Genomic DNA, 22,768 nt, shown 5'->3' with positions numbered 1-22,768 from the left:
GAAGGAAAAAAATAGCTTCGAAATACCTACGCGGTTCTTAGCGTGAGACTCAAGCCACACCACTACGGATGCGCATCAGAATTTCAGTCACCAAGCCCGATGCATACCGTTGTGCCTGACTTTTTTCTTCCGTGAACTCGTCTCCCTTTCCGTAGATGAACTGTGCATAGGCTACCGGCCCGTTGAGCTCGTAACCTTCTACGCCGTTCCCCTCGCAGAATCTTTTCTGCAAAGCCTGAATAGCGGCCTCTACTGCGGCGGGATAGCGCGCAGACAAGATTTTTTCAATAAATTTCGCCGCAACTTCTGCTGGATCTCCTGAGTACCGCAATACATGGATGAGATCCCCCGCGTCCTTCGGTTCACCACGACCGTCGAAGGCAAGTGCCTTGAGAATGATAAATGCCACCAGATCGGCATAACGGACTGTTTCGATCGAATAGCCACCACCAGTCAACAACTTGGCGGTAACTTCTCTCTCTTCGTACCATTCATGCACGATTTCAGCATGATCAATCGCGAGTGCTGATACTGCTTCCCCGTCAACGTTTTTAGATTTTCCAGCCGGAGAGTCTTCTGTGGCGCCCTGTAGAAACTCTACAAGTACATACTCTTTCTCTGAGATATGCCGAAACCAACGCCATCCAGACGACCAGCCATTTGGCTCAATGAATCGCTGAAATCCTCTCTGCTCTAGCTGTTCGGCGAGGGATGCATAGCCTTCACCCTCAGCGATTAACTGAAGATTCAACACCATATCGACATCCGATGTACCAAAGTGCGCTGGAACATCGGGATGAGACTCTGGGGTGAGGTATCTCGGCACTAATCCACCTACCAGGCGCAGGGTGGATTTAAGTGTTCCGAATGCGCCAAGGAGGGTCACTAGAACCTGCTCGCAGGCGTCCGTCTTGTCTGCAGAGTAACCATCAGCAGTTTTTGGTTTAGGAGCCAGTGCCATTTATTCAGACCTTCAAAATATCTTGTCGAAGCTGAGCAGCCAACTCAGCATTACGGCCTCGTCCGTCTTGCAAGTCGAGATATTGAATGAACTCACTGGCAAACCAGCCCTCGAATTCGGGATGATGACGCCGAAAAAGCATGCTCGAACCAGAGCGCTCTACCAACACAACGTTAGCCCCTTTTTCCGCCGGCTTCAGACCAAGTGCGTAAGCGAAAGACTCTTTGGTTCCAGGCATGATTTCCACCTCTGCGATGTCCACCTGGGTTAGCAAGGGTGAAAGGTTGTTTGCCGCGATCGCCCCGGTAAAGGCCCAGTCTTTTTCCCCAGCCTCCTTAGCATTCAAGGAGAGTTTGTCTAGCAGCTGGTTGGGATTGGAGCTGAAAACATACCAGCGCGATCTGCTTTCCTTGCGCTTCTGCCAAGCGTCAGCCCAAGCATCTAACAACTCCCCTGGTTTTGTAAGACGTCTGCGCTGGAGACGACCCTTCCCGTCTGCCTCAATCCACTCTCGCAACTCCAGTTCACGCAAAACGGATGAAACGGAAAAAACTGAAGTCTGGGAGGTCTCAGCAAGCTCCAACCCTGTGAACCATTCCCCCCTTGTCTGAAGCAACGCGTGAACCACCATTTCGCGCGCTCCGGTAAACAGAGGCACTCGACGCTGCTTCTGTGAAGTCGTACTTGGCTTGCGCTCAATATTTATCAGCCAGCGATTGTGTCGAAAGTACAAAGAGCCGCTGGAATCGTAATAACCCACGCCTCGTCGTTTTAGGTCTTCACGGGCGCCGCTGCTCAATTGTTCAGCTAAAACCATGGGGACGACAGCAGCCTCGTTGCTTTTGCGCTCGGCATTGCAGCGATAACGGTCCAGAATCCATACCGCTTCTCGGACATCCCGCGGATACATCACTCGCTTCATTTCAACTGCTACATCCCATGGACCATCGGGCGAATTGATCCTCAACAGCAAGTCAATATCGCCGTCTGGTCCAGGAACGTTGTACTTCCTGTCAAGAATTTGTGTCCCCGTCGCGTTCTGTAGCGATTCGACGAAGGCCTCGATCAGGGGTTGCTGGTCGTGGTCAGATGTTTCGCGCCGCATAGCTCAATCGTCCAGGAAGGTAAGAAAAGCGCAGCCTTGTTTATTCAATAAACATAGTTTATCTGAACAGATAAACTAGCTAAAAACCATAAACAAAGATGAACCCAGTTCATAGGCCGCAAATCGCAATCTGACCTGGCATCTTGATTGTCGGCTTGGCCATGCCCGTGAACACTGCTGGTAACGCCGGAACCATTCTCAAGCGTGCAGACCACGAATCAGCTGTTTTACAGAAAACCCCGACTAGAGCAGTTCCATAGTGGCTAGCGAATCAGCCATTCGGTAACCCATCGCCTTGTATCCCGCCTGGCGCTTATCCCACATTCTCTGCAGCGCAGCATTACCTACATCAACGAAGTCGATCACTCTCACGTCAACCTTATCAGCATGCGCCCGATGCAGTCGGCCAGTGTATTGCTGAAGAATTCCTTTCCAGGAGATGGGCATCGCCAACACCAAAGTATCCAATGCCGGATGATCGAACCCCTCGCCAATCAACTTCCCAGTTGCAACCAGTACACGTGGAGCATCGGCTGGAAGCGAGTCAAGCTCGCTCAGGATGGAGATTCGCTGCTTTTTAGGTACCCGCCCATGAAGTGTAAAAAGGTTATGTACGCGCCCCCTCAATGCAGCCTCAATAGCAGCCACATGCTCAGTACGCTCAGTCAGCACCAAGATCTTCCTGCCTTGACCAAAGGCACGATCAACCTCGGAGGCGATTCTGGCAGTGCGTTCAATATCCTCCGCCACAATTCGGAACACATCCTGAATCTTTGAGTTGTCAGGTACGACAATAGGTTTGGAAAGCAAACGGGGGAGCACAGTCAGATCATGTGGGGCATTCGCCGGTCGGGTGGCGGAGTGCCGGACAGGACCACACTGCATGAAAATGATCGGCTGTTGCCCATCTCGACGCACTGGCGTTGCTGTAAGCCCAATCACATATCGCGCTGGAGCACTCCTCAACAACGCCTCGAACGAAACAGCTGATACGTGATGGCACTCGTCTACGATGATCTGACCATAGTCTTTCACCGTGTCACTGATTTCACCCTTTCGGGATAAAGACTGCATAACAGCAATATCAATGACTTTTGTAGGTTTCGCTTTTCCACCTCCAATGGTTCCCACCACATCGTCGCCAACACCTAAAAATGCCTGCAGGCGCTCCTGCCACTGCCTCAATAATTCAGTTCTGTGCACAAGTACCAATGTGTTAACGCTGCGTTTAGCTATCACCGCAGCAGCACTCACGGTTTTTCCGAATGCAGTCGGTGCACACAAAATTCCGACGTCGTGATTGAGCATCGCGTTGACTGCAACTTCTTGGTCAGCGCGCAAAGTGCCGAGGAACCCCACATCAATGGATGCGCCTTCAAAGCGTTCATCCTGCAACAAAGGGACAATGCCGTTTTCCTCAAATAGTTCCAACACTGCATCGAGGCAACCACGTGGCAAAGCGATATGTTGTGGAAAGTTTTGCGCGCATCCAATAACTCTCGGCTTATTCCAGACCGACATGCGCATTGCCTGGGCTTTATAGAATTCAGGATTCTGAAAGGCCGCAAGCCTGACGAGTGAGTTTGTCAAAGGCTGTGGCAATTTCGACTTTTCGAAATACACGAGATTAGCCAGTGTGATCGTGATAGACGTCGGCAAAGGGCAAGCTAACTTACGTGACCTCAACTCAGGAGTTTTCCAAGGTTCAGCCTCTCCCTCATCGTTGAGGTACGCTACACCTACCGGATCACGATTCCCCATCGCCAGAATAATGACCGGCTCGATACTCGCCAGGCTCATTCGCTGGATGGAAGCCAGGTAGGCCCATTGATCTGAATAAGGTTGAAGCGAGTCGTCTACAAATACGCTGTTGTTATTGGCTCTGGCGCGCTTTTGCAGAGGCAATGCAATGAGGTTCCCAAATCCACCATTGGGCATAAAGTCCTGGTTTGGAAACAATCGATCGTATGAACGCAGCGCCAATTGCCGGGTACGATCACAAGCATGACTGATGATCGCGGCCCCCAGACGACGTGCATCGTAGGCAGAAACCTTACTGTCGAAGAATATCCATGCATGAGCCCCATTACCTGATCGCGAAATCTCCAGCGACGCCGGGACATTCAACTCATGACAAGACTGAACGAAGGCTCGAGCATCATCACGCCATTCGGCCTCATCAAAATCCACGGCGAGAAAGTAGCAGGTGTCGTCCTGTAGCAAAGGATAAATGCCAACAACTACCTCCCCAGCCAGATGACGAAAAATTACCTCATCGGTCAACGGCAGTAACTGACGGTTGCCACAATCGCCACACTTGATTTTCGGTTTCTCACAAACCCCTGGCCGCCACTCATTAGCACAGGCCGGTGCGTATCCCGACTTGCCTGCTTTGCTATCCCAGCGGATTGGGTAGACGTCGTTTCTTCCGCGGAACAGGCTTCTGAACAGTGCAATCTTGCGGTCAGTACTGAGTTGCTTCGAAGGGACAATGGGCACAACATGAGTTTCAACCGACTCAATCGGAATGTGCCAATCAATACCGTGAGCCTCGAGCAACCCAATCAGCCTTGCGTTTTCGGCTTTCAATTTCGCTAGTTGACTGGCGTCTGTCACAACTATTCACCTCCACCCGTCAGAACCAATTCACCATCTCCCGCCGCCAACTCAACCCACAGAAAAACATTCGTTATCGAAAGATCGAGATTTGGAATTAGGGACCTAGACAAGGTGAAGCACCGCCGCAGCGATTACCAGATTAGCGTTCAGCGATATTAGATAGCGTGCAAAGAAAAGCCCGCTTGCGCGGGCTTTTCAATTGACCGTTACCTGTACCGAATCAGAAATCCAGGTTGGAAACCGCCAAGGCATTGCTTTCGATGAAGTCACGGCGAGGTTCGACCGCGTCACCCATCAGGGTGTTGAAGATCTGGTCGGCGCCGATGGCGTCTTCGATGGTCACTTTGAGCATCCGGCGTACGCTTGGATCCATTGTGGTTTCCCACAGCTGATCCGGGTTCATTTCGCCCAGGCCTTTGTATCGCTGGATGGTGTGACGCTTGGTGCTTTCAGCCATCAGCCAGTCCAGTGCTTCCTTGAACTCTGTGACTGCTTTCTTGCGCTCGCCACGCTGAACGTAGGCACCTTCGTCCAGCAGGGTGCTCAGTTGGGCGCCCAGGGAAACGACGGTCTTGTAGTCGTTGCTGCCGAAGAAGTCGCGGTTGAAGGTGACGTAGCTGGACAGACCGTGGGAGGTCAGTTCGACTTCCGGCAGCCACACGCCACGCTCACGGTCTTCACGCAGGCTGGCCTTGTAGACCAGACCGGACTTCTCTACGCCGCGCAGGCGAGTTTCGTACTGGGCCAGCCAGTCTTGCATCGCTGCGTGGTCGCCGAGTTTTTCCAGGCTCACGGCCGGCAGGTAGATGAAGTGTTCGGTCAGCTCCTGCGGGTACAGGCGCGACAGACGCTTGAGGGTCTTCATCACCATGCGGAAGTCATTCACCAGACGCTCCAGCGCTTCGCCGGAAATGCCCGGTGCGTCTTCATTCAGGTGCAGGCTCGCATCTTCCAGGGCCGACTGCGTCATGTACTCTTCCATGGCGTCGTCGTCTTTGATGTATTGCTCTTGCTTGCCTTTCTTGACCTTGTACAGCGGCGGCTGGGCGATGTAGATGTAGCCGCGCTCGATCAGCTCCGGCAACTGACGGAAGAAGAAGGTCAGCAGCAGGGTACGGATGTGCGAACCGTCGACGTCAGCATCGGTCATGATGATGATGTTGTGATAACGCAGCTTGTCGATGTTGTACTCTTCGCGACCGATACCGCAGCCCAACGCAGTGATCAGGGTGCCCACTTCCTGGGAAGAGATCATCTTGTCGAAGCGTGCTTTCTCGACGTTCAGGATCTTGCCCTTCAGAGGCAGGATCGCTTGGGTGCGACGGTTGCGTCCCTGCTTGGCGGAGCCGCCAGCAGAGTCACCTTCCACGAGGTACAGTTCGGACAGGGCAGGGTCCTTTTCCTGGCAGTCAGCCAGTTTGCCCGGCAGGCCGGCGATGTCCAACGCGCCTTTGCGGCGGGTCATCTCACGGGCCTTGCGCGCCGCTTCACGGGCACGGGCGGCGTCGATCATCTTGCCGACAACCAGCTTGGCTTCGTTCGGGTTCTCCAGCAGGAAGTCCGAGAAGTACTTGCCCATTTCCTGTTCGACCGCGGTCTTCACTTCGGAAGACACCAGCTTGTCTTTGGTCTGGGAGCTGAACTTAGGATCCGGCACCTTCACCGAGATGATCGCGGTCAGGCCTTCACGGGCATCGTCGCCGGTGGTCGCGACCTTGTGCTTCTTGGCCAAGCCTTCCTGCTCGATGTAGTTGTTCAGGTTACGCGTCAGTGCGGAACGGAAGCCCACCAGGTGGGTGCCGCCATCACGCTGAGGAATGTTGTTGGTGAAGCACAACAGGTTCTCGTTGAAGCTGTCGTTCCACTGCAGGGCGATTTCCACGCCGATGCCGTCTTCACGCTGGATGTTGAAGTGGAACACCTGGTTGACCGCAGTCTTGTTGGTGTTCAGGTATTCAACGAATGCACGCAGGCCGCCTTCGTACTTGAACAGCTCTTCCTTGCCAGTGCGCTCATCTTTGAGAACGATGCCGACGCCGGAGTTGAGGAAGGACAGTTCACGAATGCGCTTGGCCAGGATGTCCCAGCTGAAGTGAATGTTCTTGAAGGTTTCCTTGGAAGCCTTGAAGTGAATCTGGGTACCGGTGGTTTCGCTGTCGCCAACGATGGCCATGGGCGCCTGTGGAACACCGTGAACGTAAGTCTGTTCCCAGATCTTGCCGCTGCGGCGAACGGTGAGGACCAGCTCTTCGGACAGGGCGTTCACTACCGAAACACCTACGCCGTGCAGACCGCCGGATACCTTGTAGGAGTTGTCGTCGAACTTACCGCCAGCGTGGAGGACGGTCATGATGACCTCGGCGGCGGAAACGCCTTCCTCTTTATGCACGTCTACCGGGATGCCACGGCCGTTGTCGCGAACGGTGATGGATTCATCCGGGTGAATGATGATGCTGATGTCGTCGCAATAGCCGGCGAGTGCTTCGTCGATCGAGTTGTCGACCACCTCGAACACCATGTGGTGCAGGCCGCTACCATCATCGGTGTCGCCAATGTACATACCGGGACGTTTGCGTACGGCATCCAGGCCTTTCAGCACTTTAATGCTCGTTGAGTCGTACGTATTTTCTTCGCTCAATGCCTTCACTCCCGATGGTCGTGGGTCTGGGTGATACGACCCTGTTCCACGTGGAACAGAGCGACTGGCGTTTCCGTCTGCCAGCCTTCCCTCAGTAATTCGTGATCTACACAGGTGATAAATACCTGGCAGCGTAAGTCTTCCAGCAAGCGGCAAAGCGCGCGACGGTGGTGCTCGTCCAGCTCGGACGGCAAGTCATCCACCAGATAAATACACTGACCGCGTCGGGCCTGGCTAACCAGATGCCCCTGGGCAATCCGCAATGCACACACCACCAACTTCTGCTGTCCACGGGACAAGATGTCCGCAGCATTGTGAGCGCCCAATCTGAGGCGCAAATCTGCACGTTGTGGTCCGGCTTGGGTATGACCCATTTGCTGGTCCCGGTGAAGGGAGCCGGCGAGCACTTCGCTCAATTCACGGTCTTTATCCCAACCTCGGTAATAGCTGAGCGTTAAGCCCTCAAGCTCAACCAATTCGCTCAAAGTTTGTTCAAAGACTGGTTTCAAGGCTTTGATGTAAGCGCGGCGGTATTCATCGATTTCAGCGCTGGCCTGGCACAGTTCCCTGTCCCAAACCGCTTGCGAAACGGCGTCAAGTGTACCATGCCGCAGCCAGGAGTTTCTCTGACGCAACGCCTTCTGCAGCCGCTGCCAGGTTGACATGAAGCGAGGTTCCACGTGGAACACTCCCCAGTCGAGAAACTGTCGGCGAATCTTTGGTGCGCCTTCGAGCAAGCGGAAACTGTCAGGGTTGATCAGCTGCAGCGGCAGCATTTCCGCCAGTTGCGCAGCGCTGCGAGCGTTCTGCCCATCGATGCGGATCTGGAACTCCCCCTGGCGATCCCGGGAAATCCCCAGTGCGCTGTGTCCGCCTTCAGCCAACTCCACCTGGCCGAAAACCGTGCATGCCAGCTGTTCATATTGAATAACCGGTAACAGGCGGGTGCTGCGAAACGAACGGGCAAGCCCCAGCAGGTGAATGGCTTCCAGAACACTGGTTTTGCCGCTGCCGTTGGCGCCGTAAAGAATGTTGATTCGGGGAGAGGGGGAGAAGGTCACCGGGTGCAGATTGCGCACCGCGGTGACCGAGACGCGACTTAAGGACATCTAACTTCTGCTGAGTGCGATCACAGACGCATCGGCATGACAACGTAAGCCGAATCGTCGTTGTCGGACTCTTGCACCAGCGCACTGCTGTTGGAGTCGGACAGAATCAGGCGAACCTGCTCGGTGGTCATCACGCCAAGTACGTCGAGCAGGTAGCTCACGTTGAAGCCGATTTCCAGGGAGCCGCCGTTGTACTCAACGCCCACTTCTTCTTCCGCTTCTTCCTGCTCCGGGTTGTTCGCCTGGATCTTCAGCTGACCATTGGCCAGTTGCAGACGGATACCGCGGTACTTCTCGTTGGACAGAATCGCAGTACGGCTGAAAGCTTCACGCAGCGCCTGACGATCGCCCAGTACCAGCTTGTCACCACCTTTAGGCAGCACACGCTCGTAATCCGGGAATTTGCCGTCGACCAGTTTCGAGGTGAAGGTGAACTCACCGGTGGTGGCGCGAATGTGGTGCTGACCCAGAACGATGCTGACGATGCCTTCCGGCTCGGTCAGCAAACGGGCCAGCTCAAGGATACCTTTGCGCGGCACGATAACCTGGTGGCGATCCGGCTGACCGATATCGGCCTGCATGGAGCACATCGCCAGACGGTGACCGTCGGTGGCCACGGCGCGAATCACGCCGGCGGACACTTCCAGCAGCATGCCGTTGAGGTAGTAGCGCACGTCCTGCTGGGCCATGGCGAAGCTGGTGCGTTCGATCAGACGACGCAGTTTGCTTTGCTCCAGGCTGCAGGTCAGCGAACCCGGGCCTTCTTCCACAGTCGGGAAGTCATCGGAAGGCAGGGTCGACAGGGTGAAACGGCTGCGACCGGCCTTCACGACCAGCTTCTGCTCGTCGACCTTGATGTCGATCAGCGCATCGTTCGGCAAGCTTTTGCAGATGTCCATTAGCTTGCGCGCAGGCACGGTGATGGAACCGGATTCTGCCGGTTCTTCGAGTTGAACACGACCGACCAGTTCGACTTCCAGGTCGGTACCGGTCAACGACAGTTGCTGGCCTTCGACAACCAGCAGCACATTGGAGAGCACCGGCAAGGTCTGACGGCGCTCGACGACACCTGCGACCAGTTGCAGGGGTTTCAACAGGGCTTCGCGTTGAATGGTGAAATGCATGGTCTAGTCCCTTGCCTTAATTAGCTGCGCTGGTGTCATCACGTAGTCAATGTACGCAGCAGGTTCTTGTAGTCCTCGCGGATGTCCGCGTCGGATTCCTTAAGTTCGTTGATCTTGCGGCAGGCGTGCAAAACGGTGGTGTGGTCACGGCCGCCGAACACATCGCCGATTTCCGGCAAGCTGTGGTTGGTCAATTCCTTGGACAACGCCATGGCGACCTGACGGGGACGGGCGACCGAACGCGACCGGCGTTTGGACAGCAAGTCGGAGATCTTGATCTTGTAGTACTCGGCGACGGTGCGCTGAATGTTATCCACAGAGACCAGTTTGTCTTGCAGCGCCAACAGATCCTTGAGGGATTCGCGAATCAGCTCGATGGTGATATCGCGGCCCATGAAGTGCGAGTGGGCGATCACGCGCTTGAGCGCGCCTTCCAGTTCTCGGACGTTGGAGCGAATGCGCTGGGCAATGAAGAACGCCGCGTCATGGGGCAACTCGACTTTGGCCTGGTCGGCCTTCTTCATCAGAATCGCGACACGGGTTTCCAGTTCCGGCGGCTCGACGGCGACCGTCAGCCCCCAGCCGAAACGGGATTTGAGGCGCTCTTCCAGGCCTTCGATTTCTTTCGGATAGCGGTCACTGGTGAGAATGACCTGCTGGCCACCTTCAAGCAGGGCGTTGAAGGTGTGGAAAAACTCTTCCTGGGAACGTTCCTTGCGAGCGAAGAACTGAATGTCGTCGATCAGCAGGGCATCCACGGAACGATAGAAACGCTTGAACTCGTTGATGGCGTTCAGTTGCAACGCCTTGACCATGTCCGCCACGAATCGCTCGGAATGCAAGTAGACAACCTTGGCATTCGGGTTCTTCTTTAACAGGTGGTTACCCACAGCGTGCATCAAGTGCGTTTTACCCAAGCCTACGCCGCCATAAAGGAAGAGCGGGTTGTAGCCGTGCTTGGGATTGTCCGCCACCTGCCACGCAGCCGCCCGGGCCAGTTGGTTGGACTTGCCCTCAACGAAGTTCTCGAAGGTGAAGGTGCGGTTCAGGTAGCTGGTGTGCTTGAGCGCACCTTCAACCTGGACGGTGCGTTGTTCGGCACGAACCGGCGCCTGTTGCGAGCTGGCGCCAGCCATTGGATCGAAGCTTTCCCGGGAAGGCTCTTCTTCAATGACCTCGGCAACCTTTTGCGTCGCACGCTTGGCCGGTGCAGCGACTGGCGCTGGAGCGGCAGGGGCCGAAGCCGCCTGAGCCTGGGCTGCAACGGCAGCGGCGGCCAGTGGCGCATTCGGCGCAGCACGTGGAGCCGAGCTACGTTTGCTTCCTATTAATAAGGAAAGCGCAGGCGTCGATCCGTTGCCATGTTCATCAAGCAGTTCCAGGACACGGCCCAGATACTTTTCGTTGACCCAGTCCAGGACAAAACGGTTGGGCGCATAGACGCGCAACTCGTCGCCTTCGGCTTCGACCTGTAGTGGACGGATCCAAGTGTTGAATTGTTGGGCAGGCAGCTCATCGCGCAGAAGCTCCACGCACTGCTGCCAAAGTTCCACTGACACGGACATCCCCTAAGTTGAAAGCCGGTGAGGCAAAAACAAGCGGCCATTGTAACGACCAGACGCGGACTTATCCACACGAAGGTGGGTGATCGGCCAAGAAGAATCAACGCTTTATACGCCAAAAAGACGACCAATGGTCTATGCATAAGCTCTGTGGATAACCGAGGCTGAGATCGTTGCACAACTGGGGGCGAAACTCGGTGGATAACCACCCTGTGGATAAACCCGTCTTTCACACACAGGTTTTCCGACAGCGCAGCACAGGCTTGTCACGGTTTTCCACTGTAGTTGTCATTCTCTGTACAGCTTGAATAATAAGGTATTGAGCCAGTTATCCACAGATGAACACGTCCTTAGCTTTTATAAGCTTTACAGAAAAGCTTTAAATACTTTCCTTCTTTATTTTTATGTCTAATGTGCGGATTGAGCACGAACAGACCGGTCACGAACTGCCTATAAGGAAATGTTGGTTGGAAATTGACCTGAGGACTTGCTTTCTCTAGAATCCCCGGTCTCTTAAAACGGGGGCCATTCCGGCCCGTTGTGGACGAACCAGGTAACACGACATGAAACGTACTTTCCAACCAAGCACTATCAAACGCGCTCGTACCCACGGTTTCCGTGCTCGCATGGCTACCAAGAACGGTCGTGCCGTCCTGTCGCGTCGTCGCGCCAAAGGTCGCGCACGTCTGGCAGTTTGATAATCCGGCACTGGAGGTGAGTCAGGACTTCAGTCGGGAAAAGCGTCTGCTTACTCCCCGGCATTTCAAGGCAGTCTTTGACTCCCCTACCGGCAAGGTTCCGGGGAAAAATCTCCTGCTCCTTGCGCGCAACAACGATCTCGATCACCCCCGTCTCGGGCTGGTAATCGGGAAAAAGAGCGTAAAGCTCTCCGTTGAGCGCAATCGCCTCAAACGTCTGATGCGCGAATCGTTTCGCCTGAACCAGGATTCACTGGTCGGCTGGGACATCGTTATCGTCGCGCGCAAAGGTTTGGGCGATGTAGAAAACCCTGAATTAATTCAGCATTTCGGCAAGCTCTGGAAACGTCTGGCACGCAGCAAGCCAGTACCAGCAGTCAAAACCGAAGATGTAGGGGTAGACAGTCCGGATGCGTAAACTGGCACTCGTTCCGATCCAGTTTTACCGCTACGCCATTAGTCCCTTGATGGCCAGTCACTGTCGTTTCTACCCCAGCTGTTCCTGCTACGCGTTGGAAGCCATCGAAAATCATGGCCTTCTGCGCGGTGGCTGGCTGACCTTTCGTCGTCTAGGTCGCTGTCATCCGTGGAATCCCGGTGGTTATGACCCGGTTCCACCTATCCCTACCTCCCGTTCTTCTTCGATGGCCGAGTAATCATGGATATCAAACGCACGATCCTGATCGTCGCCCTGGCAATCGTGTCCTACGTCATGGTTCTTAAATGGAACCAGGATTATGGCCAGGCTGCCCTGCCGACTCAGAATGTTGCTTCCAGTACGACCGCCCCGGGCCTCCCGGACACGGCAACTGGCAATAAAGCGTCCGTCAGTGACGACATTCCACACGCCGCAAACGATACCAGTGCACCTGCCGAGACTCCGGTCGCTGCAAGCACCGATCTGATCCAGGTCAAAACGGATGTGCTGGATCTCGCCATCGATCCACAAGGTGGTGATGTCGCCCAGCTGAAACTGCCGCTGTATCCACGTCGCCAGGACCATCCGGAAATTCCTTTCCAGCTGTTCGACAATGGCAACGAGCGTACTTATCTGGCTCAGAGCGGTCTGATCGGCACCAACGGCCCGGACGCAAGTCCTGCCGGTCGTCCGGTTTACTCCTCGGAGAAGAAGGTTTATCAACTGGCTGATGGTCAGGACCAATTGGTCGTGGACCTGAAGTTCAGCAAGGACGGCGTCAACTACATCAAGCGTTTCACCCTGAAACGTGGCCTGTATGACGTGACCGTTACTTACCTGATCGACAACGAAAGCGCCCAACCCTGGTCGGGTGCGATGTTCGCGCAACTCAAGCGCGACGCCAGTTCCGATCCTTCTTCCAGCACCGCCACCGGCACTGCGACTTACCTGGGCGCCGCCCTGTGGACAAGTTCCGAGCCGTACAAGAAAGTGTCCATGAAGGACATGGACAAGGGCGCGCTAAAAGAAAACGTCACCGGTGGCTGGGTTGCCTGGCTGCAACACTACTTCGTGACCGCATGGATTCCGGAGAAGGGCGAAAACAATATCGTCCAGACCCGTAAAGACAGCCGCGGCAACTACATCATCGGTTACACCGGTCCATCTTTGACCGTTGCACCCGGTGCCAAGGCCGAAACCAGCGCCATTCTGTACGCCGGTCCGAAAAGCCAAGCCGTGTTGAAAGAGTTGTCCCCAGGTCTGGAACTGACCGTCGACTACGGCATTCTGTGGTTTATCGCTCAACCGATCTTCTGGTTGCTGCAACACATCCACGCCATTGTGGGTAACTGGGGCTGGTCGATCATCTTCCTGACCATGCTGATCAAAGGGCTTTTCTTCCCTCTGTCGGCTGCCAGCTACAAATCCATGGCGCGCATGCGTGCAGTGGCCCCGAAACTGGCTGCGCTGAAAGAGCAACATGGCGACGACCGGCAGAAAATGTCGCAAGCCATGATGGAGCTGTACAAGAAAGAGAAGATCAATCCGCTGGGTGGTTGCTTGCCAATCCTCGTGCAGATGCCGGTTTTCCTCTCGCTTTACTGGGTTCTGCTGGAAAGCGTGGAAATGCGCCAGGCGCCGTTCATGCTGTGGATTACTGACCTGTCGATCAAGGATCCGTTCTTCATTCTGCCGATCATCATGGGTGCAACCATGTTCATCCAGCAGCAGTTGAACCCGACTCCACCGGATCCGATGCAGGCCAAGGTGATGAAGCTGATGCCAATCATCTTCACCTTCTTCTTCCTGTGGTTCCCGGCCGGTCTGGTGCTGTACTGGGTAGTGAACAACTGCCTGTCGATCGCCCAACAGTGGTACATCACTCGTAAGATCGAAGCGGCTACCAAAGCAGCTGCCTGATTTACACTGTGGATAACCACTCAAAACGCCCCCTAGTGGGGCGTTTTGCTATCTGTCTTTTTTGTCTGGATACCGGTTTATGAGTGCTCCCCGCGAAACCATCGCCGCTGTCGCCACCGCTCAAGGCCGTGGCGGTGTCGGTATCGTCCGTATTTCCGGGCCGCTGGCCAGCGTTGCGGCCCAAGCCTTCACCGGCCGCGAACTCAAGCCGCGATTTGCCCACTATGGTCCGTTCCTGGGTGAAAACGACGAAGTGCTGGACGAGGGAATCGCGCTGTATTTCCCGGGGCCGAACTCGTTTACCGGCGAAGACGTGCTGGAACTGCAGGGCCATGGCGGGCCGATTGTTCTGGATATGCTGCTCACTCGCTGCCTCGAACTGGGTTGCCGTCTGGCCCGCCCCGGCGAATTCAGCGAACGCGCATTCCTCAATGACAAACTCGACCTGGCCCAGGCTGAAGCCATCGCCGACCTGATCGAAGCCAGTTCTGCACAGGCTGCGCGTAATGCTCTGCGTTCGCTGCAAGGCGCTTTTTCAGCGCGTGTGCATAACCTCACAGAACAGTTGATCGGCTTGCGCATCTACGTTGAGGCGGCAATCGACTTCCCGGAAGAAGAAATTGACTTCCTTGCCGATGGCCATGTGTTGAGCATGCTCGACAAGGTACGTGGCGAGTTGTCCACAGTGATCCGTGAAGCAGGACAGGGCGCGTTGCTCCGTGATGGCATGACGGTGGTGATCGCCGGTCGACCGAATGCCGGCAAATCGAGTCTGCTCAACGCATTGGCCGGCCGCGAAGCTGCGATCGTCACCGAAATTGCAGGCACGACACGAGACGTTCTTCGCGAACATATCCACATCGACGGCATGCCGCTGCACGTTGTTGATACGGCAGGCTTGCGCGATACCGATGATCATGTGGAAAAGATCGGTGTAGAGCGGGCATTGAAAGCCATTGGCGAGGCAGATCGCGTCTTGCTGGTCGTCGATGCGACGGCGCCCGAAGCACTCGATCCTTTTGCGCTGTGGCCAGAGTTTCTCGAAACCCGTCCGGACCCTGCGAAAGTCACACTGATCCGCAACAAAGCCGATCTGACCGGGGAAGCCATTGCCCTGGATGTCAGCGACGATGGCCATGTCACCATCAGTCTGAGCGCTAAATCTGCAGGGGACGGTCTGGAACTGCTGCGCGATCACCTCAAGGCCTGCATGGGTTATGAACAGACTTCGGAAAGCAGCTTCAGTGCCCGTCGGCGTCACCTCGAGGCATTGCGCCACGCCAGCGATTCGCTTGAGCACGGCCGTTCCCAGCTGACCCTGGCAGGTGCCGGAGAGTTGTTGGCCGAAGATTTGCGCCAGGCGCAGCAATTTCTGGGAGAAATCACCGGTGCATTCAGCTCCGATGATTTGCTCGGGCGAATCTTTTCCAGTTTCTGCATTGGCAAATGACAGAGCGAGCTGTGGAGAAGTTATCCACAGCTCGCTTTTTGCGACTTACCAGTTGTAAGAGACTGATCCCAGGAAGGTACGGTCTTCACCCCAGTAACAGCGGCCCGCATCGTTACAACCTGACACGTATTCTTTGTCGAAGAGGTTTTTCGCATTCAGGTCCACGGTCCAATGGCGATCGATCTGATAACCGATGGCCGCATCCACCAAAGTGACATCGCCAGCATCGAGTTTTCCGTACAGGGAAGGCGAGGTGTAGGCGAATGCGCTGTCGAAGTAGCGAATCCCGCCGCCCACATACAGTCCCTTGAGGCTGCTCTCAAGAAAACGATACTTGGCCCACACCGAAGCCTGGTTGCGCGGCACGCCGGTCATTTGATGATCCTTGACCAGTGAGGTTGGCGAATCCTTGGTAATCCGCGCATCGGTGTAGGTGTAGGCTGCCGTCACATTGAGGTTCGGCGTCAGGTTGCTGTTGAGTTCAAGTTCGACACCCTTGGAACGGCTTTCGCCGACCTGGCGATAGGTGGATGTGGTCGCGTCGAAATAGGTGTCGTCTTTCTTGCGCAGGTCATACACAGACGCGGTGAAGGCGGTGTCCCAACCGACAGGTTCGTATTTGAGCCCTACTTCATATTGGCTGCTGGTGATCGGGTCCAATGGTTGGCCGGCATTGGAGATCTGCTGAACCGGGACAAAGGCTGTGGAATAGCTGACATACGGGGTCAGGCCGTTGTCGAACTGGTACATCACGCCGCCCTGGTAAGTGAACTTCTTGTCCTCGGAGCTGATGTTACCGGCGCTGGCCACCTTGTCGCGGAAATCACTGTCGACCCAGTCCTGACGGCCACCGAGCAGGAACAGCCAGTGGTCATACTTGCTCTGAAGCTGTGCATAAACGCCCTTCATCTGCTGTTCCAGCAAGGTGTTCTGCACAGCAATCGGCGTCGTCGGATCACGCAGGTACACCGGGTTGTAGATATCGATCGGCCCCACCAGCCCGGCATTCCAGTCCTGATTGAATGAGGTGCGGTCAAAGCTGCCACCAAACAGCACGGTGTTTTCCAGCCCTCCCAGCTGGAATTTGCCTTCCAGCTGGTTATCCAGCGAGTACACCATCGATTTGTTGAAGCGATCGTAGGCGGTCATGTTCACACGCGTGCCGAAACCCGCGTTGTTCAAGTTGCCTGGCCAGGTCTCATGGCGGGTGATGCGTGACTGCATGTAGCGCGAGTTCTGCCGGAACTGCCAGTCATCATTGAAGCTGTGACTGAATTCGTAACCGGTACTCCAGGTTTCACGCTCGAAGGTATTCCAGTCCGGATCGCCAAGCATGGTGTCCTTGGATAACTTGCCGTTGGGGTTCTTCAGCAAGGTGCCGGCGGCCGGCAGGCCGAGCTCCATATTGGTGTGATCCTTCTGGTAGCTGGCCAGCAGGGTCAAGGTATTGAAGTCATCGAAATTCAGGGTCAGGGAAGGGGCGATGTAGATGCGATCGTCCGGCACATGTTTGGTCTGGGTGTCAGCGTTGCGCCCCAGCATCACCACCCGACCGAGCACGTTTTCGTTGTCGTTCAGCGGTCCGGAAACATCGACGCCCAGCTGCCGGCGGTTGTTCGAACCATAGCTGAGTTGAATCTCGCCCTGAGGTGCAGCGGTGGGGCGCTTGCTTACCAGATTGACCAGTCCGCCCGGCGCGTTCTCACCATAGAGCAGCGAAGACGGTCCGCGGAACACTTCAACCCGTTCAAGACCATAGGGCTCGGTGGTGGTGTCGTACCGATTGCCCTGGACTCGCAAGCCATCGCGCAGCAGGCCATAACCGTAATCCGTTGCGTTGAAACCGCGAATGTAGAACAGGTCGCCGGCCAGGCTATCCCCCGCGGCAAACGGCGGCGCGAAGATACCCGGCACATAGCCCAGGACATCAGTCAGGGTCTGGGATTTCTGATCCTTCATGCGTTGAGCGGTGACGACCGAAATCGACCGCGGGGTTTCCGACAGCGGCGTGCTGGTTTTGGTGCCGATCCGGCTGTCGTTCGCCTTGTAGCCCTTGTCTTCGGAGTAATCCAGATTCATGTCATTCGGTTGCTGACCATTAATGTTGGTCGCACCGAGTACCAGCGAGCCGGCTTCCGGCAGCGGCTGCAGAATGTAACTGTCGGGCCCCTGCGGGACGGCCTGCAATCCTGAGCCTTGCAACAGAATCGCAAAGCCCTGTTCGATCGAGTAACTGCCGACCACACCCTGAGTGCGCAGATTCGCAGTCTGTTGGGGGGAGAACGACAGGATCACATTGGCCGCGGAAGCGAATTGACTCAGGGCGTTATCCAGCGGGCCGGCCGCAATGGCGTAGCGCTGCATGGCATCGGCGGCCATGGCGTGAGGAATGATCAGTGGATAACTCGCAGCGCTGGTCAGCAGCAAACTGTAGGCAATGCAGTGGGGAGTGAAACGCTTACGCAAGATCGGGAGTCGCATGAGTAGGAAAGCCCTGAAGGTGGCAAAAGCCGCGTGGATCGCGATTACCTGTAGGGCCGTTACAGGAAAAAAAGATAACCCTGTGGCGGATTTTTTTCCGGGTCGGTTAGCTGACTCGTTTGATCGACACCCAGTAACGGGTGAAGTAGCTGACGCTGACGGGCAATGAGGCTTGAAGGTTGGCCAGGACTGCATCCGTCGAGTCCAGCCGAAAGGTTCCGGATACACGCAGACGCGCCGCGCTTTCGTCACAGTGCAGAATTCCGGAGCGGTACCGGCCCAGCTCAGCGATCACATCCCCCAGGCGGGCATCGAGGACGATCAGTTGCCCGTTGATCCAGGCCGCTTCGGTTGATCGATAAGGATGGGTTGCGCCCACGCCGAGACTGTCGAAATCCGCACCTTCGCCGGCCACCAGCAGGCGTGCCTGTTCAGGCTGATCGCCTGGTTGAACGCTGACACGATCTTCAAGGACGCCGATTCGCGATGATCCGGATAACTGTCGAACCGAGAAACGCGTGCCCAAGGCCCTGATTCGCCCTTGGCGGGTTTCGACGAAAAACGGCCGCTGATCACCGAGCTTGCCGGTGCTGACGAGAATTTCCCCTTCTCGCAAACGGATCAATCGCTGCTCGCCATCGAACAGCACATCGATGGCGGTACCGGTATTGAGATGAATCCGGGTGCCATCGGCGAACTCGATCCTGCGTCGCTGGCCGACTTTGGTCCGGTAATCCGCCCAGACATTGCCCAATGAAGTGTGCTGCTGAACGTTCCAGCCCAGATAACCGGTGCCGGCAAGAATCAGAAGCAGTTTGAGTACCTGGCGACGTTGTTGGGTTGAGGACAATGCCCGCCGGGAGAGATCGCGAGATCCGCCGATATGGCGCTGGATTCTTTCCATCTGATTCCACGCCGCCAGATGCGCAGGACTGCTGTCGAGCCAGTGCTGCCACGCCTGACGTTGCGCGGCTGTCGGCGGCTCGGCCTGAAACTGCACATACCAGCTGGCAGCGGCTTCGAAGATTTTGCGATCCGGTGCGGCAGACATCAAAGCCCCGCCATGATCATCGAACATTCGGTCAGTGCGCGAATCATGTGTTTCTTCACGGTGGTCAGCGAAATCTTCAGTTGAGTGGCGATCTGTTGATAAGTCAGCCCCTCGATCTGCGACAACATGAAGATTTGTCGTGCCCGGGCGCCGAGATCGGACAGTGCCTTATCCACAGCGATCAGGGTTTCGATGATCAACGCCCTGTCTTCTTCACTGATCTGGGTGGCCTCGGGGCGTGCTGCGAGGGTTTCCAGATAAGCCACCTCGATCGCGCGCCGGCGATAGCGGTCGATCACCAATCCCCTTGCCACCGTCGTCAGATAATCCCGCGGCTCCCGAATCTGGCTCGCATCCCGCGAACCGAGAATTCGCACGAACGTATCGTGGGCAACGTCCGCCGCATCGCAGGGGTTATTCAGTCTTCCCCTCAACCATCCAAACAGCCACGAATGGTGCTGAACGTAAATTCGCTCGATTGCTGAGGTGTGGGATCGCATGGGCATAAGGAGGGAAGGGTTGGTTAATGATAATAGATATTATTAGCTTTTGTTACAGATCCCCACAATAGCCTCCTGCGTACCTTCGGACGACGACTCGATGGCTTTCTTTGCGATAGCCGACGATTTTTCCCCTGTACGAGAAATTTTTTTGCCTCGGATTTCAATGATTCGAGCGAATTTCTGTGGATTAAGCCCTGTGAATAACCGCAGCTGAGGACGGTTGATAACAGGGCGTGAAAACTGAACATAACCGCCTCTGTGGATAACCATCACTTTGATCCACAGGTTTAAACCGGTTATCCAAGGGCCTCATTGACACATGGGCACAGGGTTATGAATCTCTGTACACAGCGGATATAAAGGCGTACATCAATCTATCCACAGATATGAGGTGCACTAGAAATAAACATAAAAACAAAGATTCTATAAATTTCTCTCTTTTTAATTTCTATAACTCCGACTTCTCCACAACTGGTTAAATTTTGTGCAAAGGGTTCTTTAGGAAGGGCGAAGTCCCTATACTTGCCGACCAGGTCCAGAAACCTGAGCCCAAACTATTCCTGAATTACCTACTTAAGCAGGCACGAGGTGCGTGGTGGATTTCCCTTCCCGTTTTGAAGTGATCGTCATCGGCGGCGGTCATGCCGGTACCGAGGCAGCACTGGCCTCAGCACGTATGGGGGTAAAAACCCTGTTGCTGACGCATAACGTGGAAACCCTCGGTGCCATGAGCTGCAACCCCGCGATTGGCGGGATTGGCAAAAGCCACCTGGTAAAGGAAATCGACGCCCTGGGTGGTGCGATGGCCTTGGCCACCGATAAAGGTGGTATCCAGTTCCGCGTATTGAACAGCCGCAAAGGCCCGGCCGTACGAGCAACCCGTGCGCAGGCGGACCGTGCTCTCTACAAGGCTGCTATCCGCGAAATCCTGGAAAACCAGCCGAACCTGTGGATATTTCAACAGGCCGCCGACGACCTGATCGTCGAGCAGGACCAGGTCCGTGGTGTGGTCACGCAAATGGGCCTGCGTTTCATGGCCGATTCTGTGGTTTTGACCACAGGCACTTTCCTCGGTGGACTTATCCACATCGGCATGCAGAATTTTTCCGGTGGTCGCGCCGGTGATCCACCCTCGATCGCCCTCGCACACCGTCTGCGTGAACTGCCTCTGCGCGTCGGTCGCCTGAAAACCGGTACGCCACCGCGTATCGACGCTCGCTCTGTGGATTTCTCGGTAATGACCGAGCAAGCGGGCGATACACCGATTCCGGTGATGTCTTTCATGGGCTCCAAAGAGTTGCATCCACAACAGATCAGCTGCTGGATCACCCATACCAACGCACGCACCCATGAAATCATTGCGGCCAACCTTGATCGGTCGCCGATGTATTCCGGTGTGATCGAAGGTATCGGCCCGCGTTACTGCCCGTCGATCGAAGATAAGATCCATCGCTTTGCCGACAAGGAAAGCCATCAGGTCTTCATCGAGCCGGAAGGTTTGACGACCAACGAGCTGTATCCGAACGGGATATCCACATCGCTGCCGTTCGACGTGCAATTGCAGATCGTTCAGTCGATCCGCGGCATGGAAAACGCGCACATCGTGCGTCCAGGCTATGCCATCGAATACGATTACTTCGATCCGCGGGATCTGAAGTACAGCCTGGAAACCAAAGTGATCGGCGGCCTGTTTTTCGCCGGTCAGATCAATGGCACAACCGGTTACGAAGAAGCTGGCGCCCAGGGTTTGCTGGCCGGAGCCAACGCCGCGCTGCGTGCACAGGGCAAAGACGCCTGGTGTCCGCGTCGCGATGAAGCGTACATCGGCGTACTGGTCGACGACCTGATTACCCTTGGTACTCAAGAGCCGTACCGCATGTTCACCTCGCGTGCCGAATACCGTCTGATTCTTCGCGAAGACAACGCCGACCTGCGCTTGACCGAAAAAGGCCGTGAGTTGGGTCTGGTCGATGATGAGCGTTGGGCTGCATTCAGCAAAAAACGCGAAAGCATCACGCTGGAAGAACAGCGCCTGAAAAGTACCTGGGTTCGACCTGGCACCGAACAGGGCGACGCGATCGCCGAAAAATTCGGCACGCCGCTGACCCACGAATACAACTTGCTCAATCTCTTGAGCCGTCCGGAAATCGACTACGCTGGTCTCATCTCCGTCACCGGTGACGGCGCAGAAGATCCACAGGTCGCCGAGCAGGTCGAAATCAAGACCAAATACGCCGGTTACATCGACCGTCAACAGGATGAAATCGCCCGTCTGCGCGCCAGCGAAGACACGAAACTGCCTGTGGATATCGATTACACGAGCATCTCCGGTCTTTCCAAAGAGATCCAGAGCAAGCTCGGTGCGACTCGTCCCGAGACTCTGGGCCAGGCGTCGCGTATCCCGGGCGTTACCCCGGCAGCCATTTCGCTGTTGATGATTCATTTGAAAAAACGCGGCGCTGGCCGTCAGTTGGAGCAAAGCGCTTGAGTTCGTTGGTCACCTCGCAACATGCCGAAGAGTTATCCACAGGCGCTCGCCAACTGGGTGTCACGCTGACGGAAGCCCAGCACAGGCAGCTGCTGGGTTATCTGGCCCTGTTGATCAAATGGAACAAGGCCTACAACCTGACCGCGGTGCGTGATCCGGACGAAATGGTGTCGCGGCATTTGCTCGACAGCCTGAGCGTGATGTCATTCATCGAAAACGGTCGCTGGCTGGACGTGGGCAGTGGCGGCGGCATGCCGGGCATCCCGTTGGCCATCCTGTTTCCCGAGTCGCAAGTGACCTGCCTCGACAGCAACGGCAAGAAAACCAGGTTCCTGACCCAGGTCAAACTCGAGCTCAAGCTGGATAACCTGCAAGTTATCCACAGTCGCGTCGAAGCGTTCCAGCCTGCCCAGCCATTCAACGGGATCATTTCCCGCGCTTTCAGCAGCATGGAAAACTTCACCAACTGGACTCGTCACCTCGGCGACGCCGATACACGCTGGCTGGCAATGAAGGGCGTTCATCCAGCCGATGAACTGGTAGCATTGCCGACAGATTTCCACCTCGATAGCGAACACGCCCTGGCCGTACCCGGTTGCCAAGGCCAACGCCATCTGCTGATACTGCGCCGCACGGCATGA

General features: G+C 55.7%; 17 protein-coding genes. 7 read left to right on the top strand and 10 right to left on the bottom strand.

Translation table 11 applies throughout. The annotated features are described in order from the left end of the window. Window positions 1-49 precede the first annotated feature (49 nt). The 7 genes from ACW9JE_RS02435 to dnaA form a co-directional block, all read right to left on the bottom strand. A complete protein-coding gene (locus ACW9JE_RS02435) occupies window positions 50-961 on the bottom strand; it encodes a hypothetical protein (RefSeq protein ID WP_224533928.1) in 912 nt (303 codons plus the stop codon). A 4-nt stretch (window positions 962-965) separates the two neighbouring features. Further along, window positions 966-2,066 carry a type IV toxin-antitoxin system AbiEi family antitoxin gene (locus tag ACW9JE_RS02430; RefSeq protein ID WP_224533929.1) on the bottom strand — a complete coding sequence of 367 codons (1,101 nt, stop codon included), beginning with the start codon at window positions 2,064-2,066 and terminating at the stop codon, window positions 966-968. 243 nt (window positions 2,067-2,309) lie between these two features. Then, the gene (locus ACW9JE_RS02425) at window positions 2,310-4,682 is read right to left on the bottom strand and encodes a TOTE conflict system archaeo-eukaryotic primase domain-containing protein (protein WP_457431761.1); all 2,373 of its coding nucleotides are present in this window, start codon (window positions 4,680-4,682) and stop codon (window positions 2,310-2,312) included. A gap of 223 nt (window positions 4,683-4,905) precedes the next feature. After that, on the bottom strand, window positions 4,906-7,323 hold the full coding sequence (gene gyrB / locus ACW9JE_RS02420) for a DNA topoisomerase (ATP-hydrolyzing) subunit B (RefSeq protein ID WP_457431760.1): 2,418 nt from the start codon (window positions 7,321-7,323) through the stop codon (window positions 4,906-4,908). Window positions 7,324-7,328: 5 nt separating this feature from the next. Next, entirely contained in the window at window positions 7,329-8,432 is a 1,104-nt protein-coding gene (gene recF / locus ACW9JE_RS02415) for a DNA replication/repair protein RecF (RefSeq protein ID WP_457431759.1), read from the bottom strand. 20 nt (window positions 8,433-8,452) lie between these two features. Further along, a complete protein-coding gene (gene dnaN, locus ACW9JE_RS02410) occupies window positions 8,453-9,556 on the bottom strand; it encodes a DNA polymerase III subunit beta (RefSeq protein ID WP_175375696.1) in 1,104 nt (367 codons plus the stop codon). 38 nt (window positions 9,557-9,594) lie between these two features. Continuing rightward, on the bottom strand, window positions 9,595-11,115 hold the full coding sequence (dnaA, locus tag ACW9JE_RS02405; RefSeq protein ID WP_224533934.1) for a chromosomal replication initiator protein DnaA: 1,521 nt from the start codon (window positions 11,113-11,115) through the stop codon (window positions 9,595-9,597). Between the two features lie 566 nt (window positions 11,116-11,681). Between dnaA and rpmH the strand changes: the two genes are divergently transcribed. The 5 genes from rpmH to mnmE all read left to right on the top strand — a co-directional run bounded on the left by rpmH (window position 11,682) and on the right by mnmE (window position 15,604). Then, the gene (gene rpmH, locus ACW9JE_RS02400; protein WP_003213577.1) at window positions 11,682-11,816 is read left to right on the top strand and encodes a 50S ribosomal protein L34; all 135 of its coding nucleotides are present in this window, start codon (window positions 11,682-11,684) and stop codon (window positions 11,814-11,816) included. A gap of 16 nt (window positions 11,817-11,832) precedes the next feature. Then, a complete protein-coding gene (rnpA, locus tag ACW9JE_RS02395; RefSeq protein WP_224533935.1) occupies window positions 11,833-12,234 on the top strand; it encodes a ribonuclease P protein component in 402 nt (133 codons plus the stop codon). Beyond that, on the top strand, window positions 12,227-12,472 hold the full coding sequence (gene yidD / locus ACW9JE_RS02390; RefSeq protein WP_010207715.1) for a membrane protein insertion efficiency factor YidD: 246 nt from the start codon (window positions 12,227-12,229) through the stop codon (window positions 12,470-12,472). The genes rnpA and yidD overlap by 8 nt, the downstream gene beginning before the upstream one ends. Window positions 12,473-12,474: 2 nt before the next feature. Then, on the top strand, window positions 12,475-14,154 hold the full coding sequence (gene yidC, locus ACW9JE_RS02385; protein ID WP_224533936.1) for a membrane protein insertase YidC: 1,680 nt from the start codon (window positions 12,475-12,477) through the stop codon (window positions 14,152-14,154). Between the two features lie 79 nt (window positions 14,155-14,233). Then, window positions 14,234-15,604 (top strand): tRNA uridine-5-carboxymethylaminomethyl(34) synthesis GTPase MnmE, encoded by a 1,371-nt coding sequence (gene mnmE, locus ACW9JE_RS02380; RefSeq protein WP_224533937.1) that lies wholly within the window; start codon window positions 14,234-14,236, stop codon window positions 15,602-15,604. A 45-nt stretch (window positions 15,605-15,649) separates the two neighbouring features. On the opposite strand, the gene ACW9JE_RS02375 is transcribed toward mnmE, so the two are convergent. From ACW9JE_RS02375 to ACW9JE_RS02365, 3 genes are all read right to left on the bottom strand, one after another. Further along, on the bottom strand, window positions 15,650-18,085 hold the full coding sequence (locus ACW9JE_RS02375; protein ID WP_224533938.1) for a TonB-dependent siderophore receptor: 2,436 nt from the start codon (window positions 18,083-18,085) through the stop codon (window positions 15,650-15,652). Window positions 18,086-18,191: 106 nt separating this feature from the next. Next, window positions 18,192-19,136 carry a FecR domain-containing protein gene (locus tag ACW9JE_RS02370; protein WP_224533940.1) on the bottom strand — a complete coding sequence of 315 codons (945 nt, stop codon included), beginning with the start codon at window positions 19,134-19,136 and terminating at the stop codon, window positions 18,192-18,194. After that, on the bottom strand, window positions 19,136-19,642 hold the full coding sequence (locus ACW9JE_RS02365) for a sigma-70 family RNA polymerase sigma factor (RefSeq protein ID WP_457431758.1): 507 nt from the start codon (window positions 19,640-19,642) through the stop codon (window positions 19,136-19,138). The genes ACW9JE_RS02370 and ACW9JE_RS02365 overlap by 1 nt, the downstream gene beginning before the upstream one ends. Before the next feature lie 592 nt (window positions 19,643-20,234). On the opposite strand from ACW9JE_RS02365, the gene mnmG reads away from it, so the two are divergent. Then, complete coding sequence (mnmG, locus tag ACW9JE_RS02360) at window positions 20,235-22,127, top strand: tRNA uridine-5-carboxymethylaminomethyl(34) synthesis enzyme MnmG (RefSeq protein WP_457431757.1); 1,893 nt, start codon at window positions 20,235-20,237, stop codon at window positions 22,125-22,127. Continuing rightward, window positions 22,124-22,768, top strand: a complete 645-nt coding sequence (gene rsmG, locus ACW9JE_RS02355; protein WP_457431756.1) for a 16S rRNA (guanine(527)-N(7))-methyltransferase RsmG — start codon at window positions 22,124-22,126, stop codon at window positions 22,766-22,768. Before mnmG ends, rsmG begins: the two co-directional genes overlap by 4 nt.

It is taken from the genome of Pseudomonas sp. SDO55104_S430, assembly GCF_054070595.1.
Note: the sequence above shows the minus strand (reverse complement) of the source record. Positions and strands in the feature narration are given on the sequence as shown.

Excerpts from the sequence above, each read along its gene's own strand:
- yidD (WP_010207715.1), top strand. The coding sequence starts at position 12,227 with ATGCGTAAACTGGCACTCGTTCCGATCCAGTTTTACCGCTACGCCATT.
- yidC (WP_224533936.1), top strand. The coding sequence starts at position 12,475 with ATGGATATCAAACGCACGATCCTGATCGTCGCCCTGGCAATCGTGTCC.
- rpmH (WP_003213577.1), top strand. The coding sequence starts at position 11,682 with ATGAAACGTACTTTCCAACCAAGCACTATCAAACGCGCTCGTACCCAC.
- recF (WP_457431759.1), bottom strand. The coding sequence starts at position 8,432 with ATGTCCTTAAGTCGCGTCTCGGTCACCGCGGTGCGCAATCTGCACCCG.
- ACW9JE_RS02430 (WP_224533929.1), bottom strand. The coding sequence starts at position 2,066 with ATGCGGCGCGAAACATCTGACCACGACCAGCAACCCCTGATCGAGGCC.
- ACW9JE_RS02375 (WP_224533938.1), bottom strand. The coding sequence starts at position 18,085 with ATGCGACTCCCGATCTTGCGTAAGCGTTTCACTCCCCACTGCATTGCC.
- ACW9JE_RS02365 (WP_457431758.1), bottom strand. The coding sequence starts at position 19,642 with ATGCCCATGCGATCCCACACCTCAGCAATCGAGCGAATTTACGTTCAG.
- dnaN (WP_175375696.1), bottom strand. The coding sequence starts at position 9,556 with ATGCATTTCACCATTCAACGCGAAGCCCTGTTGAAACCCCTGCAACTG.
- mnmE (WP_224533937.1), top strand. The coding sequence starts at position 14,234 with ATGAGTGCTCCCCGCGAAACCATCGCCGCTGTCGCCACCGCTCAAGGC.
- ACW9JE_RS02370 (WP_224533940.1), bottom strand. The coding sequence starts at position 19,136 with ATGTCTGCCGCACCGGATCGCAAAATCTTCGAAGCCGCTGCCAGCTGG.
- ACW9JE_RS02435 (WP_224533928.1), bottom strand. The coding sequence starts at position 961 with ATGGCACTGGCTCCTAAACCAAAAACTGCTGATGGTTACTCTGCAGAC.